We start from the raw sequence: 15,639 nt of genomic DNA on the forward strand, positions 1-15,639 counted from the left end.
GCTTAGGCTTTGACTGACGGACGTACGATAACATCGCCACCGGTGGCACCTGGGATAGCACCCTTGATGACAAGTAACCCTTTTTCGGCATCAACCGAAATCACTTCTAGGCCTTGAACAGTAACACGTTTGTTACCCATCTGACCCGCCATCTTTTTGCCTTTGAATACTTTACCTGGTGACTGGTTTTGACCAGTTGAACCATGCGCGCGATGAGACACTGAGTTACCATGAGTAGCATCTTGCATACTAAAGTTGTGACGCTTTACAGGACCTTGGAAACCTTTACCTTTACTGTTTCCTGTCACATCAACCATCTGACCTTGTTCGAACAAGTCAGCTAGGATTTCGCCACCAATTTCACGACCTTCAAGATCGCTCTCATTGGCACGAAATTCCCAAACACCACGACCAGCGGCAACGCCAGCTTTAGCGAAGTGACCTTTTTGTGCGGCTGTTACGCGGCTGTCACGACGGGTACCTGTGGTGATTTGGATGGCTTGATAACCATCTACATCAGTATTTTTTACTTGAGTGATACGGTTTGCATCAATCTCAACCACTGTCACAGGGATAGATGCACCCGTTTCAGTGAAGACACGGGTCATGCCGCATTTTTTACCGACTAAACCGATCGCCATTTTAGACCTCTTTATATCTTATATTAATGGGTTGGGTGTGTAATGTGCATTAACCCAAAGCAATTTGGACGTCAACACCCGCCGCTAAATCTAATTTCATTAGCGCATCCACAGTTTTGTCAGTAGGCTGAACGATATCAACCATACGCTTATGAGTACGGATTTCGTACTGGTCACGAGCGTCTTTGTTAACATGTGGTGAAGTTAGAACGTTGAAGCGCTCAATGCGAGTCGGCAACGGTACAGGACCACAAACTTGCGCACCGGTGCGCTTTGCAGTATCAACAATCTCTTGTGCAGATTGATCAATCAGACGATGATCAAAAGACTTAAGACGGATACGGATTCTCTGGTTAGCCATGCCAGCAAGCTCCTAATATGTGCTTTCGTCATTCTTGCGTTGCAAGATCATGATCAAAAGCAGTTTGGTTAAATATTCACTTAAAGCGGCCTTCTGTTCTTAACCAGAATGAGTTCTTTATCCGAACTTATAGCGTGCCAAAAGTAAAATAGTTTAAAGCCCCGCCGACCCTCCTATAATGGATGTCAGCAAAGGCATAATGAAATAGTGCTAGAAACGATGCTCTAGCTGTAATAGCGCCAGCTTTTTTAGTCGGCTGCGCATATATAATTCAGTGGTGTATATTATACATAGTATTTTGTGCATTGCAAGAGCAATATAAAAGTGCTTTAAGCTATTATCCTTTGTATATTATTGCATTTACTCACAATAGCTATATTTAGATTCATTAATGAGGCTCAAAGTAGGGCGTGTTTGATAATTCAGCCATGGCACTGACAGAGACTATTTTTTAGGCGATTCGAAGATAAAAATAGTGAGTATAGTCATTCTATACGGCTATTTTTAGCAATGAAGCGGCAAAAAAGAGTCCTGTCCCCTGTTTTTATGATTGGGGCTGATGCTAAAACTGCCCCATACTGCGTTGCAAGTCTCGCTAAGGTATGAACATTATCATCGACTTGCGCCTTTTTTGGAACCGTTTTAGCAATCAGCAGTGCCTATTTGTGAATATCAAACACGCCTTAGTCTAAAACAATATCATATTGCTCTTGGGTATATAAATTTTCGACATCAAAAGTAATCACTCTACCCAATAAGTACTCTAGGTCTGCCACGGTATCCGACTCTGACGTTAACAATAAATCAATGACGGCAGCATGGGCGACGACGGTGAATTTCTTTGGAGAGTTATACGTGCGAGCACAGCGCATAATCTCACGGAATATCTCAAAACAGACGGTCTCTGCCGTCTTTACAAAGCCACGCCCTTGACACGTTGAGCATGGTTCACAAAGTTGCTGCCCTAAAGATTCACGTGTGCGTTTACGTGTCATCTCTACCAAGCCCAGCTCACTCACTTGTGTGATTTTGGTCTTGGCATAATCTTGTGCCAGCTGTGATTGCAGACTCTCAAGCACATCGTCTTTGTGCTGTTGCTCCAACATGTCAATAAAGTCTAAGATGATAATACCGCCTAGGTTACGCAGACGCAATTGACGGGCAATGGCATGAGTCGCTTCTAGATTGGTCTTATAAACGGTGTCCTCTAATGAACGCCCACCTACGAAAGAGCCTGTATTGACATCGATAGTGGTCATCGCTTCTGTTTGATCAATAATCAGATAACCACCCGACTTTAGGTCTACGCGGCGTTTTAAAGCATCACGCAAGTCATCTTCGACGCGGTGAACATCAAATAACGACTGCTCTGCGGTATAATGCACGATTCGATCATAGATAAACGGAACAAATTCTTTGGCAAAATATCTTATTTGTTCATAAATTTGTATATTGTCGATAACAACTTTTTCGGTATCGGAATGTACCAAATCGCGAATAGAACGCAGTGGCAATGACAATTCTTGATAAATAAGCTCTGAGCTTTGATGATGGTTGATTTCTTGGCGACGAGCACAGATGGTACGCCAAAGTTGCAATAGATAATAAATATCTTCTTCCAGCTTATCGACACAGACATGCTCTGCGGCGGTACGAGCAATGAGACCACCTTTTAGATTGACAGTCTGCATCAAACTGTTCAGCTCTGTTTTTAAACGAGTGCGCTCTTCTTCGCCGTCAATGCGCTGTGATATACCGATATGTTCACTCGATGGCAAATAAACCAAATAACGCGACGGCAGCGATATATTAGTGGTTAAGCGAGCCCCTTTGCTACCCAACTGATCTTTGGTCACTTGTACTAAAATACGCTGGCTTTCGTGCAAACGATGTTGAATGAGTGTTTTGGAAACAGGCACAACCTCGGTATTTTGTGCACTAACCACAGGTGGTGCGACCGCCAAATTTTTGACTAAATCGTCTATAGCCTCGCTATTCTTATTAATATCTTTAGTGGTCGTTGTGTTTTTACTTTCTGATACTGGACGAGGCTCACGTTGCATATCATTGACATGTAGAAATGCTGTCCGCGACTGACCGATATCAACAAATGCAGCCTGCATACCGGGTAAGACACGAACGACTGTCCCCAGATAGATATTGCCAACCAGACCCAACTTATGATGACGTTCAATATAAATCTCGCCCAAAATACCGTTGTCTAACACTGCGACTCGGGATTCCATGGGACTAATGTTAATCAGCAGCTCTTCGGACATAATGTTTTTCTCTTATCTCTCAGCTTTTTGTGAGGCGTTGGTCGCCTATTCTCTTGACAGTGTAACAAATGCGGCTTACTCTTGCCCATTATCCTACCGTGTCATTATGTGCAGAAAATAAGCAAACCTTCTCTAATGTACTGATAGCCGCTACACCCACCTATCTCATTTCTTTGATTAACGCCACTGTCTGCGCTAGAGGCAATCCCACGACATTGGTATAGCTGCCATTAATACGGCTAACCCAAGCAGCACCCAAACCTTGGATGCCATAACCACCCGCTTTGTCGGCAGGTTCGCCACTGTCCCAATAATCACTCATCATTGCTGCTGTCAGCGGAATAAAGGTCACTTCTGTGCGTTCAGTGATTTGCTGTTGTTTGACAACTTGTAACGCTTGCTCATGGTTTGGTGTTTGAGCCAATTTAGGTCGTAACGCTACTTGGGTTGCCTGAACCGCCGTCCACACTTCGTGGATACTGTCAGACATTTGCTGCCACATGCTGTAAGCGTGTTCGCGGTCCATTGGTTTTACGAGCACCGTCTGACCATCTGGTAGCACCCCAATAGTGTCTGAGGTTAAAATAATAAGTGGTTCAGAAAAACTGTCTTTGTTTGTTTGAAATAGATCATTTAACTGTCGTATCGCCGCTTTTGCTTTGGTAGCGACCATGCGCTCAATATAGTCTTTTGGCGATTCGTTATCATACGGCGTTTCATCGATATCCACAGTTAAGGTACTAAAATTCAGTTGCGCGCTTGCCAGTAACTCGCGACGGCGCGGTGAACTGGACGCTAAAATAATATCCATCGCTATTCTCTTAGTATATAAATTGAGGTGTTTTTTATTTCGAAATTTTGCAGATGGGCAAATCAGAGTAAGCTATTAATAATAATGACTGCTTTAAAAACTGTTGCTATAACAGTATCCAGTATTAACGTACAAATTTTCGTAGAGTAAATAGCACCAGCGGCCAACTTAGAATACTCATCAATAATGATAAGGCAGATTGGGCGATAAAGACGTTTTGGATAAACATCTGTAATATCCATAAAATCAATTGAAAGACGACCAATCCAAAGCTTGCAATGAGCCATGCACTAAGGGTATTTAATTGTCTGACATAAATACTGGTGATTTTGATAAGAAGTGCAACTATCACGGCAGCAAAGGCTTGCTGTCCCAAGTGAGTATCCATTAGCAAATCGGCAATAAGACCAATGGTAAATGCCGTAAAAACACCAACATAACGCGGCTGAAATAACAACCAAAAAGTCAGTACCATCATCATGACCATCGGCCGCAATGTTGCCATGCTAGGACTTAATGGATAAACATTAAGTGATGAAGCAACGACAAAGCTGAGAATAATGGTAGCAATCAAAAGTACCGTTGCATTCTCAGAGTCAGGATACGACATGATTACTACCTTAGCGAGTGTTAACGGCGGCTATTAAATCATGATTAAGCATTTAATAGGATAAGCGCTGTGGCTGAAGAGGTGTGGATAGGCTTGCTATTCGATAACTATGCGACTACTTGATCAACGCTCAGCGATAGCAAGGTTGTTTTTATTCACCAGCTTATCTTGGAGCACTAATACATAAGCATTATCGATAAAGTTTGCCGCTGGTGTCACTTCTATACTTCTAAAGTTAGCGGCCTGTACATCTTCAATCTTGGCGATACGGCCAACACGATAACCTGCTGGGATACGGCCACCCAATCCTGATGACACCAGCTCATCACCCACGCGCACGTCTGAGGTTTTAAAAACATAATCGAGACTCAATGACGTTGGTATGCCTTGCCCCGTGACGATAGCACGTTGGCCCGTACGTTTGACAGTAACTGCAACCGATTGCTGTTCATCGGTAATCAATAGCAAACGACTGGTATTGGGATAAACATTCATGATTTGTCCCAAAATACCTTTTTCATCAATGACCGTTTGTCCCACTTGCACCCCATCCTGCGCGCCTTTATTCAACACCACAATCTGTCTGAGCAAATTGGTATCTGTGCCAATAACTTGGGCTAGATTGAGATCAAACTGCTCAGGCTTGGTGGTTGATAAAATACCTTGCAAACGCGCATTTTGTGCCAAGATATAGTCTTGCTGTTGCAGCTTGGCTTGCGCGTGAATCAACTGTGACTTTAGCTGTATGTTTTCGCGGCGCAATGCTTCTTTAGATTGCAAGCTGCCACTCACCCAATGCTTGGCATAGCTAGGTAACAATGACAACTCATAAATAGGCTGCATGGCTGCATGGCTGGTGTTGCGTACCGGATTAAACCATTGTGAGTTTTTGCTATCGAACCACATCAGTATCAAGGCCGCTATCAATACGATAACAGTCTTGCGAAGTGATAATGGCTGGCGCGCAAAAATACTTGGGGTCATAAGTCGTCTAATTCAGAGGTTATAAAACAATCAATAGCCAATAATGGGTTCTGGCACTTACTAATGTGATTAAAGGCAGCGCGACGGGCTACCTTTAATTTTATATTTTTTTAGGCTGGCATTTTATGCTCATCATAATTTAGTATGGATTTATTGGCATGAGTCCGTATTAAATCAAAACAGTCTACACAAAAATCATATTTAGGCTTTTGTTATTGATAAAATCAAGCGCGATACCACCACCACGGCTGACACAAGTCAGTGGGTCTTCAGCGACAGTCACCGGCAAACCTGTTTCTCTCGAAATCAATTTGTCTAAATCTCGTAATAGCGCGCCGCCACCAGTCAGTACAATGCCACGCTCAGCGATGTCTGATGACAACTCTGGTGGTGTTTGTTCAAGTGCTGCTTTTACAGCACTAACAATACCACTCAATGGGTCGCTCAGCGCTTTTTGCACTTCTTCTGATTTCACGACAAAGGTTTTTGGGACGCCTTCTGCCATGCTACGACCACGCACTTCGACTTCTAGCTGACTGTCTTCATTCAATGCAGAGCCCACTTCTTTCTTGATACGCTCAGCCGTCGTCTCGCCAATGACGCAACCATGCGTACGGCGCACGTGGGTAATAATGGCTTCATCAAACATATCACCACCGATACGAATCGACTCCGCATAGACACAACCAGACAACGCGATAACCGCAATCTCAGTCGTACCACCACCAATATCAACCACCATAGAACCACTGGCTTCATGAACGGGCATGCCAGCGCCAATTGCCGCCGCCATTGGCTCTTCTAACAACAATACTTTACTCGCGCCTGCTGACGATACTGCCTCACGAATCGCTTTACGCTCAACCAGCGTAGACTTACAAGGCACACAAACCACTACGTTTGGCTGCGCCATAAAACGCTTGGCTTTTACCTTACCAATAAAGTGCTTTAGCATTTTTTGTGTCACTTCAAAATCAGCAATCACGCCATCTTTTAATGGGCGGATGGCAGTGATATTGGAAGGCGTACGACCAAGCATTTGCTTGGCATCAATACCGACAGCAGCAACGGTCGGGTTTTGAGTACGATTACTGCGTAGCGCAACCACCGTAGGCTCGTCAAGTACGACGCCTTTACCAGGAATAAAAATAAGGGTGTTTGCAGTACCGAGGTCGATAGCGATATTATTTGATAAAAATCCAAACAGGTTCATGGCTAATATATCCAGCGTCTTACGAATGAGGCGAATGAGATTGACTGAGGCGTTACTCGTCAGCGTTGAGTAGGTCATTGATAGACATTACTTGTGGCGGACGTTGAACATCGCAACAAGTCAAATCTAAGCAAAAATGATGAGATGATAAAACTGAGCTAAATTATACCGATTTGAGTCAAAAAAAACACAGCTATTTGCATCAGTAAGCAAGGATTTTGGTCTCAAATACTAAAAATTGTTACAAAGTTTGAAATAGCAGTAATGGCCATTCGACTCAATGAAACATCATTTGATTCAATAACTAACAATATTCTACAAGAAGCAGATGATAACTTTACCTAATAGCAAGTGCATACTGTAACGTATTTCAGCATCTAATGGGTAGGCAATTGAGAATCAATCGTAAATTATACGGTCAATTTTACAAATCCTTCGGTCTTGGTTGATATTGTGCGTCAATCTAGCGTCCCACTCTGTAAACTTGGGGCAGATGCTTTATAATAAGACGATTCTATATCCTATTTTATGTTAGTACTTGCGTATTTTATTTTTCTTAGCCACTTACTCTAACAAAAACTGTCCTTAACTGGAGAAACTATGTCTCAGCAACCAGCAACGTCTGACAACACTGTCAGCCGTGAAGAAATCTTAGAAGTTGCCAACCTTGCACGCTTGGGTGTCGATGAAAATACTGCCGATAGCTATGCCGGTGATATCAGTAAAGTATTAAAGCTTATGAATACCCTATCCAACGTGGATACCACAGACATCAAACCCCTCGCCAATATCCACGAAGCTTGCCAAGAATTGCGTGCTGACGTCGCCAACCACGATATCAATCGCGAGCGTAATCAGTCAGTCGCCCCTGCTGTCGAAGAGGGCTTGTATCTGGTGCCGCAAGTGATTGAATAGCCTGCCAATGCTATCGTTGCCTTTATCTCATTTTATTTTATGCTATTAACATTTTGACGGACGACACCTTATGTCTGAACTTCATTTATTAAGTACTGAGCAGCTGATTACTGGCTTGCAAGACAAACAATTTAGCAGTGCGGAATTAACCGAACACTACATCAAGCGTATCGACGCACTAGACGGTAAGATTAACAGCTTTATCACTCATACCTCTGACACAGCACGCGCACAAGCAAAAGCAGCAGACGAGATGCGCGCACAAGGCGATCAACGTCCCTTGCTTGGCGTACCAATGGCGCATAAAGACATCTTTTGTACCCAAGGCGTACTGACGACTTGTGGCTCTAAGATGCTACATAACTTCGTCTCACCTTATGACGCTACTATTGTCTCTAATATCGACAAAGCGGGCATGATTAGCTTGGGCAAGCTCAATATGGATGAGTTTGCGATGGGCTCAGACAATAGCAGCTCTTACTATGGCACGGTGCAAAACCCTTGGAACCTAGAACGTGTCCCTGGTGGCTCGTCTGGTGGCAGTGCTGCCGCCGTCGCCGCAGGTTTCGTCCCAGTCGCAACAGGCAGTGATACTGGCGGCTCTATTCGTCAACCTGCCTCATTTTGTGGCCTAACCGGTATCAAGCCGACGTATGGCCGCGTGTCACGCTTTGGTATGATTGCTTATGCGTCCAGTCTTGACCAAGCTGGTAGCATGGGACGCAGTGCCAAAGATTGTGCCTATCTGTTGCAACCAATGATCGGTCATGATCCACGTGATGCGACGTCTATTCAATATGAGAAGCCTGATTACGTACAAGACCTCAACGACGCAGAAGCCGCCGCTGGTGATAAACCCTTCGACGGCTTGCGCATTGGCGTCGCTAAAGAATACTTCAGCAAAGGACTAGATACCGAGGTTGAGCAAGCAGTACGTGCCGCGTTGAAAAAATATGAAGAGCTGGGCGCGACGATTGTGGAAGTGAACATCACCGATCCTGAAATCACACTTGCAACTTATTACATGCTGGCACCAGCAGAAGCATCGTCCAACCTGTCACGCTTCGATGGCGTGCGCTTTGGTTATCGCTGTGAAAACCCAACCGACCTCATTGACCTATACACACGCTCACGTTCTGAAGGCTTTGGCCCTGAAGTACAGCGCCGTATCTTGACGGGAACTTATGCCCTTTCGGCTGGCTACTTTGATGCTTATTATACTAAAGCACAAAAAATACGTCGCTTAATCGTCAAAGACTTTGATGAAGCATTTGCCAGCTGCGATGTGATTGCTAGCCCAACCGCGCCAACTGCCGCTTACAAGCTCAGTGACAACCTTGATCCTGCAACGATGTACTTGGGTGACGTTTATACCATCGCGGTCAACCTAGCGGGGCTGCCTGCACTTAGCCAGCCAGTTGGTTTGACCTTGGAGGGCTTGCCTATTGGATTGCAATTGATCGGTAAGCACTGGCAAGAAAGTCAATTGCTCACGACTGCGCATCTGTTCCAGCAGCATACTGACCATCATCTACAACACTCTACCATCGCGAAGGAGACGGTATAATGAGTACAGCTACTACTGATAACAATGCCGTCCGTGAACACGCCGTGCGTAAAGAGCTTTTCGTCGATGGTTATGAAGTGGTCATTGGTATTGAGATTCACTGCCAGTTGAACACTGAAAGTAAGATATTCTCAAGTGCGCCCACTGACTTTGGTCATGAAGCAAACAGCCAAGCCAGTATTGTAGACTTAGGTCTGCCTGGTGTGTTGCCCGTTCTAAATGCGGGTGTGGTCGATCGTGCCCTAAAATTCGGCATCGGTGTCAATGCTGAGCTGGGTTTATACAATACTTTTGACCGCAAAAACTACTTTTATCCTGATTTACCAAAAGGCTATCAAATTACCCAAATGGCCAATCCCATCGTTGGCGAAGGGTACATCGATGTCGTGGTCAATGAAGGGGAAAAGAACGAATATCCAAAACGTATGGGCATCACCCGCGCGCATTTGGAAGAGGATGCCGGAAAATCCGTACATGACGCCATCGATGGTATGACTGGCGTCGATCTCAACCGTGCTGGCACGCCACTGATCGAAATCGTCTCTGAACCTGATATGCGCTCGGCCCATGAAGCACTCGCTTATATCAAAGCCATTCATCAGCTGGTCACGTGGCTCGGCATCTCAGACGCAGTGATGGCAGAAGGCTCATTCCGCTGTGATTGTAACGTTTCTATTCGTAAGCCTGGTGCTGAGCTTGGTACACGTACTGAGCTAAAAAACCTGAACTCGTTTCGCTTCATCGAGCGCGCCATCAATCGTGAAATCGAGCGTCAAATTGACATCATCGAAGAAGGCGGTAAGGTCGTACAAGCAACGATGCTATATGACCCAGAGCGTGATGAAACTCGTACCATGCGCACCAAAGAAGATGCCAACGACTATCGCTACTTCCCTGATCCTGACCTGCTACCTGTGCGTATCGAGCAGCACACAGTTGACGCGATTAAGGCTGCGATGCCGGAGCTTCCCGTTGCTCGTCGTGCCCGCTTCGAAGAGGCGCTGGGGCTTTCAGAATATGACGCTCGTATCCTAACTGGAAGCCGTCAACTTGCCGATTACTTCGAAGACGTCGTCGCTGATGTTGGTGAGACGCACGCAAAAATGGCTGGTAACTGGGTGATGGGTGAACTGCTTGGCGCGCTCAATAAAGACGATACGGACATCATTAATGCGCCTATCAGTGCCAAACAGCTCTCAGGACTGCTCAAACGTATCAATGATGACACGCTGTCGGGTAAAATGGCTAAAAAAGTCTTCACTGCGTTGTATGAGCGCGAAGGTGGCGATGCTGATGATGCGGCAGACAAAATCATCGAAGAAAAAGGCCTCAAGCAAGAAACCGATACGGGCGCTATTAAAGCAATCGTTGAAGAGGTTATCGCTAAAAATGAAGCAATGGTCGAAGAGTATCGCGGCGGTAAAGAAAAAGCCTTTAACGGTCTGGTCGGGCAAGTCATGAAAGCCAGCCGTGGTAGTGCTAACCCGCAGCAAGTCAACCAAATCCTAAAAGAGCTATTGGGTTAATTGCTGATTGGTTATGCTGACTGTGATACGTCAATTAGAGTTATAGATTTTGGTTAAAATAAATAGCTCTTGCAATGTGCCGAATTTTGCGTAAAATAGTCAGTCATTCGGGGCGTAGCGCAGTCTGGTAGCGCACTACACTGGGGGTGTAGTGGTCGCAGGTTCAAATCCTGCCGTTCCGACCAAACATAGTAGTAAAGAGAAAAGCCAATCATTGATTTTCAATGGTTGGCTTTTTTTTGTGCTAAATTTGGCTGGTGCTTGTATGATGATTCATTAAGCAAATAATAGTAAAAGTCTTACAAGGTGCATGAGCAACCGAAAGCTAGTTACTCATGCACCTTTAGGCTGATATTGCCTTGCAGCTACTTTAATTTAAGGATATAGAGGTGTGAATTGTGAAATTATTGAAAAAGTATTCAACGCTTGATGAGGTGTTCTTATACCTAAAAGATAAAAATGGATATGACTATACACTTGATGATATATATCAATTAGAAACTGAAAACAAAATAGAAACTTATTTATACTTAACCAGTCCTAGAATTAGATTAGAAACAATTGATAATGATGGAAATTCTAAATACAATTTTAGATATGTAGCATTGAAAGGCATCTTTAAAAGAATGCACAGCCATTCAATTTTTTGTGAAGGAAGTGTTTTTGATGATGGATTGATTATTGATCCTCATATGTTAAAAATACACGAGCTATTAGAGGACTATCATCTCGATAAAGTGCCATTTGATCCAATACCATATGATGAAAATCATATATTTTTTAGTGGGTTTAAGAATTATAAAAATCAAGACGAATTAAAAGACCTTTTACGCTTTGACAGTGAGCAAATAAAAAGGTTGATTAACACTGATATAGAACAACAAACTATCATTGACCACATTAAGGCTGAAAATGATAATTTAAAGGCTGAACTAGCTAAGATTAAAATGTGCGAGCCAGCAGAGAACCAAGGCTATTTAGATCCTGATAATAAGTTTTTTTCTATCGAAATGAAGTTATGTCACGACACATGGAATGGGTTATATAAGAATGGCAATAACTCACATTTACCACATGGTAAACAGGTAGCGAACTACTTAAACAGTTATCCTGATTCTACTGTAAACGCTAAAGCTATAGAACGTATCATAACTATAACTAATCCTAAAGCTGTGCTTGCGAGTACAACAGTCAAAAAGGATTTATAAGACCTAGCAATATATAGGGGCTGCTAGGGGGCTGATTTATTTTAGCCTTAGCCCCTTACGAGTCCCTACCCTCCTACATCTAAACTATCCATATCGCAGAACAACGCAGCGATGCAACTTATACGATATGGAGCTATACAAATGACCCACCTAAACCAGCACTCACAACAATCACCTAAAACCCAATCTACCAAACTAAAAAAGTGGCAACGTTTTTTACTTAGAGCAGTGCTCAGTATTCTACTACCTTACCTACTATCGTCACCTGATATCAGCATTTATATTTATCACATTACTATCGCCCTTCCCTCATAACGACAGCGTGCGCAATGCCCTGACTGATACTCACCATAACTAGACTTTTAGTAGGTGAGCAGTTAGGGTAAATGCTCTACCATTATGTGGTTTATCCTATGTCCGGAACTCTCGTTCAGCCTTCCTCTTCGCTTACAGATTACGCACCTTGGGAAACTTATCAGCGTCCCTTTGTACGTGATTTGGCTTATGTGCTGGCATGCCCTAACGTCTTGACGCATTGGCTAGACTTTGCGCCGCATCAAAACACACATGAGGTTGCCGTACATAGCGCCAGCTTTTGGCTGGGACAATTTGAGAAGTATCAGCAGCGTTTATCCGAGCTGGACTCTACAAACGCTTATCAAGCGCTAACTCGCTATTTATTAAAAAGACCCAGCCCGAACCGTTTAGGCTTTCACTTTGAAGGGTTATTGTCGTTTTGGTTAGAGGATGGTTTTGCGCGCAAGCTACATCCATACGAAACGCTGGCTAATAACGTGCAGTTATACAGCGGTAAGCAAACGACTGGTGAGCTGGATTTGATCTTGTACAATCATGAAGAAAGGCTTGTCGAGCATTGGGAGCTGGCCATTAAGTTTTTTATGGGATCAGCGCCTTTTGCGCCCGAGAATTGGGTTGGGATTAATTCCAAAGACAATTTGCAGCGTAAAATGACGCATATGCAAACCAAGCAGTTTCGGTCAGTCTGGGTAGATACTGAAAATCACGGACAAGTTAAAATTGATAAGCGTTATGGGGTCATCAAAGGGCGATTCTTTTTGCCAATCAACACTACCCGCTTTGAACATTATGATTGGCCTGTTTGGCTAACGCCCAGCTTTCCGATACATGAATGGTGTGATAAGAATGATACGGTGAATCTCGCGACAATTGATATCACAGCGTTAAGAGCCGCACGCTATATTGAATGGTTTAGCAAACGCAGCTTTTATGATAGCTATGATGAACGTCTACCACCGCTTAGCTTTTCTGAAACCGAAACCCTTAGAACCGGATTATATTTTGAAGGCGATAGACCGATTGTTATTTACCCTCATCAGCGCGATCAAGCTCACGATAGTTTTTAACGCGCGCTCGTAAAACCCTCAATACGTTTCAATCACTTGCATCAATTCATATCTGAGCATGTCTGCACTGGGCATACGCTCCGCGTGAAAGCGGACAATGGCGATGCCTGCACTAGCCAAGGCTTTATCTTTTTTGTCATCGGCTTTTTGGCGTGCTTTACTACTATGCGTCCAGTCGTCAAGCTCGATAGCCAGTAGCGTGGTCTGTGAATCCACATCAACGATGACATAATCGACGCTTTGACGACAGATGCGATTGAACCAAAAGCTACGCTCAGAGGTCTCATCACTGTTAGCTTCAATGATTCGTGACAACTGAACTTGCACAAAAATATGATACTCCGGCAACGCGTTTTTTAACTTTTTAAAAAAGATCACTTCAGTATCAGTCATAATTGGCATTGGCGCGAATGGCCAAATGGCCAAATCATCGCCGCGCACAGGTTTCGGTTCAGGCTCGATATATTGACGTTTACGCTTTGATAGCAATTTTGGTAACGTAATCAGCCCCAAAAATCCAACCGCCAATATTAAAAATATAACACCAAATGACATGGTTTTACCTTATACAATATGAGAATGATTGGCTATATGTCACGACTTTATCAAGGTCAGCACTAGTCAATCACAACAGGGCAGCCCTTGCAGACTGACAGGTTATAAAAAAGAGAAAATAAAATGCTGCTCATCGTAACCAAACATGCGCCAATCAGCAAACGATAAAACAAAAAACACGACAATAGATGTCGTGTTCAGTAAGAAAAAATAGAAGGTTAAACAAATATAAATAAGCAGGATTATTTACTAAGCAAGGCGCTAACCAAAGCGGCCTAGACCGCCTTTTAGCGCCAGTAAAGCACCCAAGCACTGGTCGTATTTACCTTGGGATCGCTATTGATTTTGTCTTTTAAGGCTAAGGCTGCCACTTTACCACGTTCAGGCCCTACAATGACTCGAACACCGCGACTGGTAGCACTGGTCTTAACCTGATAGCCTGCTGATTGGAATTTTTTTGCCAATTCATCCGCTTTGCCTTGGTCATTCGCCAATGCCACTTGTACCCCAAAGCTGCCTTTAGCGTCTGTTTCTTTGACTTCTTTACGCGCGTCACTGAGTTTTTGCTGGGCATCACGTTTCGCATCTGCCGACTTCTTGGCCAACGCCTCTTCTTTTTGACGCTTGTCTTCACGCACTTGCTCAGCAGCGGCCGCTTCACGCTCTAAACGCTGCACCTGATTACGTGAGGGAATAGTTATGTTTTGCCCCAACTGTAGCGATGTCGATGGCGACATATCATTTGCCTGCGCCAAGACTTCTACTGGCATGTTGTACTGCCTTGCTAGTTTGATGAGTCCGTCACCTCTTTTGACTTGATAATCAGAAGTCGACGTTGGCGGCTCTTTTTTTGCTGCTTCAGCGGTCTCTCGCTTTTTCTCAGCTTCTGCTTGTGCTTCTGCTTGCTGCTTAGCCTCTGCTTGCTTTTTCGCTTTGGCTTCTTGTACTGCCTCATCTGCTGCTTTAGCCAGTTTCTCAGTATTTTGCGCTTCTTTGCTCTTCACATCATTTTCTGTGTTTTTTTCGGTTTCTGCCTCAGCATTTTGCTCATTTGTTGATGCAATATTTTCTACATACTGCTGACTTTCGGCACGGGCTTTTGCTAATGCTTCTGCTTCAGCCATTTCCTGTTCTGTTAAAAACTGCTGAGCGCGTCTTTCTTGTTCTGCCACGCGAGCCGCGCGCTCTTTTTGTTTTTGCGCTAAGATACGCTTTTCGGTCTCGATATCAGTAGTCAGTGGCTGCGGAGAGTCTTGTTCAGTACTTGGTTTGTCTATCATCGCTGACGTTGATTGCGGCTTATTACTATCACCAATCTGTTGCACCATGGCGTATAGCATCACGCTACCGCCTAGAATCATCCCAATGCCCAATAAGGCTTGTCTCGAAAAGTTCATCCGTTTACGTCTCTTAGTTGGTAATAAGGTTGATTGAGCGGCGCCGTTGCGGTCTCAAAACTATGCCAGGTATAGCATCGATACTCAGTCATTGTCGCCGATTGCCTTCATTATGTGTCAATTATATGCTATCTGTCTAAATCACTTTGATTATAAAGCATATTTTTTGTGCTGTCTGCCATCGTTC

The 15,639-nt window shown here is 44.0% G+C and carries 14 protein-coding genes and 1 tRNA gene; 6 read left to right on the top strand and 9 right to left on the bottom strand.

Annotated elements, in window-relative coordinates; genetic code table 11:
• Window positions 1–2: 2 nt before the first annotated feature.
• The 7 genes from rplC to JMY02_RS07020 all read right to left on the bottom strand — a co-directional run bounded on the left by rplC (window position 3) and on the right by JMY02_RS07020 (window position 6,908).
• Window positions 3–641 (bottom strand): 50S ribosomal protein L3, encoded by a 639-nt coding sequence (rplC, locus tag JMY02_RS06990; RefSeq protein WP_201596573.1) that lies wholly within the window; start codon window positions 639–641, stop codon window positions 3–5.
• A gap of 49 nt (window positions 642–690) precedes the next feature.
• A complete protein-coding gene (rpsJ, locus tag JMY02_RS06995; protein ID WP_010196670.1) occupies window positions 691–1,002 on the bottom strand; it encodes a 30S ribosomal protein S10 in 312 nt (103 codons plus the stop codon).
• A 683-nt stretch (window positions 1,003–1,685) separates the two neighbouring features.
• Window positions 1,686–3,281 carry an Rne/Rng family ribonuclease gene (locus JMY02_RS07000; RefSeq protein ID WP_201596575.1) on the bottom strand — a complete coding sequence of 532 codons (1,596 nt, stop codon included), beginning with the start codon at window positions 3,279–3,281 and terminating at the stop codon, window positions 1,686–1,688.
• Between the two features lie 160 nt (window positions 3,282–3,441).
• Window positions 3,442–4,092, bottom strand: coding sequence for a Maf family protein (locus JMY02_RS07005; RefSeq protein WP_201596577.1), 651 nt, complete (start codon window positions 4,090–4,092; stop codon window positions 3,442–3,444).
• 124 nt (window positions 4,093–4,216) lie between these two features.
• Complete coding sequence (gene mreD, locus JMY02_RS07010) at window positions 4,217–4,702, bottom strand: rod shape-determining protein MreD (RefSeq protein ID WP_201596579.1); 486 nt, start codon at window positions 4,700–4,702, stop codon at window positions 4,217–4,219.
• 123 nt (window positions 4,703–4,825) lie between these two features.
• Complete coding sequence (gene mreC / locus JMY02_RS07015; RefSeq protein ID WP_201596581.1) at window positions 4,826–5,686, bottom strand: rod shape-determining protein MreC; 861 nt, start codon at window positions 5,684–5,686, stop codon at window positions 4,826–4,828.
• A 184-nt stretch (window positions 5,687–5,870) separates the two neighbouring features.
• The gene (locus tag JMY02_RS07020) at window positions 5,871–6,908 is read right to left on the bottom strand and encodes a rod shape-determining protein (protein WP_455233768.1); all 1,038 of its coding nucleotides are present in this window, start codon (window positions 6,906–6,908) and stop codon (window positions 5,871–5,873) included.
• Window positions 6,909–7,499: 591 nt separating this feature from the next.
• Between JMY02_RS07020 and gatC the strand changes: the two genes are divergently transcribed.
• From gatC to JMY02_RS07050, 6 genes are all read left to right on the top strand, one after another.
• Entirely contained in the window at window positions 7,500–7,814 is a 315-nt protein-coding gene (gene gatC, locus JMY02_RS07025; protein ID WP_201596583.1) for an Asp-tRNA(Asn)/Glu-tRNA(Gln) amidotransferase subunit GatC, read from the top strand.
• A 70-nt stretch (window positions 7,815–7,884) separates the two neighbouring features.
• Window positions 7,885–9,381, top strand: a complete 1,497-nt coding sequence (gatA, locus tag JMY02_RS07030) for an Asp-tRNA(Asn)/Glu-tRNA(Gln) amidotransferase subunit GatA (protein WP_201596585.1) — start codon at window positions 7,885–7,887, stop codon at window positions 9,379–9,381.
• Complete coding sequence (gene gatB, locus JMY02_RS07035) at window positions 9,381–10,907, top strand: Asp-tRNA(Asn)/Glu-tRNA(Gln) amidotransferase subunit GatB (protein ID WP_201596587.1); 1,527 nt, start codon at window positions 9,381–9,383, stop codon at window positions 10,905–10,907. The genes gatA and gatB overlap by 1 nt, the downstream gene beginning before the upstream one ends.
• A gap of 108 nt (window positions 10,908–11,015) precedes the next feature.
• A tRNA-Pro gene (locus JMY02_RS07040) sits at window positions 11,016–11,092 on the top strand.
• Between the two features lie 213 nt (window positions 11,093–11,305).
• On the top strand, window positions 11,306–12,115 hold the full coding sequence (locus tag JMY02_RS07045; RefSeq protein ID WP_201596589.1) for a hypothetical protein: 810 nt from the start codon (window positions 11,306–11,308) through the stop codon (window positions 12,113–12,115).
• Between the two features lie 413 nt (window positions 12,116–12,528).
• Entirely contained in the window at window positions 12,529–13,500 is a 972-nt protein-coding gene (locus JMY02_RS07050) for a DUF1853 family protein (RefSeq protein WP_201596591.1), read from the top strand.
• Between the two features lie 18 nt (window positions 13,501–13,518).
• On the opposite strand, the gene JMY02_RS07055 is transcribed toward JMY02_RS07050, so the two are convergent.
• Both JMY02_RS07055 and JMY02_RS07060 read right to left on the bottom strand, forming a co-directional pair.
• Window positions 13,519–14,055, bottom strand: coding sequence for a DUF2726 domain-containing protein (locus tag JMY02_RS07055; protein WP_201596593.1), 537 nt, complete (start codon window positions 14,053–14,055; stop codon window positions 13,519–13,521).
• Window positions 14,056–14,342: 287 nt separating this feature from the next.
• A complete protein-coding gene (locus tag JMY02_RS07060; RefSeq protein ID WP_201596595.1) occupies window positions 14,343–15,452 on the bottom strand; it encodes a LysM peptidoglycan-binding domain-containing protein in 1,110 nt (369 codons plus the stop codon).
• Window positions 15,453–15,639 lie beyond the last annotated feature (187 nt).

Source organism: Psychrobacter vallis (assembly GCF_904846715.1).
GTDB classification, from domain to species: domain Bacteria; phylum Pseudomonadota; class Gammaproteobacteria; order Pseudomonadales; family Moraxellaceae; genus Psychrobacter; species Psychrobacter vallis.

Coding starts and splice junctions, on each gene's coding strand:
- rplC (WP_201596573.1), bottom strand. CDS start 641: ATGGCGATCGGTTTAGTCGGTAAAAAATGCGGCATGACCCGTGTCTTC.
- rpsJ (WP_010196670.1), bottom strand. CDS start 1,002: ATGGCTAACCAGAGAATCCGTATCCGTCTTAAGTCTTTTGATCATCGT.
- JMY02_RS07000 (WP_201596575.1), bottom strand. CDS start 3,281: ATGTCCGAAGAGCTGCTGATTAACATTAGTCCCATGGAATCCCGAGTC.
- JMY02_RS07005 (WP_201596577.1), bottom strand. CDS start 4,092: ATGGATATTATTTTAGCGTCCAGTTCACCGCGCCGTCGCGAGTTACTG.
- mreD (WP_201596579.1), bottom strand. CDS start 4,702: ATGTCGTATCCTGACTCTGAGAATGCAACGGTACTTTTGATTGCTACC.
- mreC (WP_201596581.1), bottom strand. CDS start 5,686: ATGACCCCAAGTATTTTTGCGCGCCAGCCATTATCACTTCGCAAGACT.
- gatC (WP_201596583.1), top strand. CDS start 7,500: ATGTCTCAGCAACCAGCAACGTCTGACAACACTGTCAGCCGTGAAGAA.
- gatA (WP_201596585.1), top strand. CDS start 7,885: ATGTCTGAACTTCATTTATTAAGTACTGAGCAGCTGATTACTGGCTTG.
- gatB (WP_201596587.1), top strand. CDS start 9,381: ATGAGTACAGCTACTACTGATAACAATGCCGTCCGTGAACACGCCGTG.
- JMY02_RS07050 (WP_201596591.1), top strand. CDS start 12,529: ATGTCCGGAACTCTCGTTCAGCCTTCCTCTTCGCTTACAGATTACGCA.
- JMY02_RS07055 (WP_201596593.1), bottom strand. CDS start 14,055: ATGTCATTTGGTGTTATATTTTTAATATTGGCGGTTGGATTTTTGGGG.
- JMY02_RS07060 (WP_201596595.1), bottom strand. CDS start 15,452: ATGAACTTTTCGAGACAAGCCTTATTGGGCATTGGGATGATTCTAGGC.